The sequence below is a fragment of the Mesorhizobium sp. M7A.F.Ca.ET.027.03.2.1 genome (assembly GCF_003999175.1).
GTDB lineage: Bacteria > Pseudomonadota > Alphaproteobacteria > Rhizobiales > Rhizobiaceae > Mesorhizobium.
In genome coordinates this window covers 1-482 of record NZ_RZOM01001871.1, presented here as the reverse complement: position 1 = coordinate 482, position 482 = coordinate 1, and the positions used below count along the sequence as shown (strand labels likewise).

The window sequence follows — 482 nt, the reverse complement described above, 5'->3', positions numbered from 1 at the left end:
TTCCTGCTCCGTTCGACCTCGTGTCGGGCCTTTATCAACCAAAGGCAGCAATCGCCTTGCTGCACGCGGATGTTTCATGGGATTCTTTTGACACGGTCCGAAGGAGATGAGAATGCCTCCACGTTTTCAGCATCTTGAATTCAACTCAGCACGATGCCGCCATCGACATTTAATGTCTGACCCGTGATGAAGGCTGCATCGTCGGATGCTAAAAAGGCAACTGCGCCGACAACATCCTCTGGGTCGCCGATCCGGCGCATCGCGGTCTTGTCCTGCCAGCCCTTGCGCACGGTCGGATCATCGAGATTGACACGGCCCATATCGGTCAAGATGATGCCGGGGCAGACGCAATTGGCCGTGATGCCATCGACACCAACTTCCTGCGCCAGAACCCGGGTAAAGCCCATCACCGCCGCCTTGGACGCGGAGTAATGCGCCTGTTCGGGCGCGCCATGCTTGCCGCCGATTGAGGCGATGTTGAC

Annotated in this window: 1 protein-coding gene; it reads right to left on the bottom strand. The window is 57.7% G+C overall.

All coding sequences use genetic code 11. The features are described 5' to 3' along the window. Window positions 1-140: 140 nt before the first annotated feature. Window positions 141-482 (bottom strand): SDR family oxidoreductase (locus EN750_RS38535; RefSeq protein WP_127399525.1); only part of this gene is annotated, 342 nt, incomplete at its 5' end.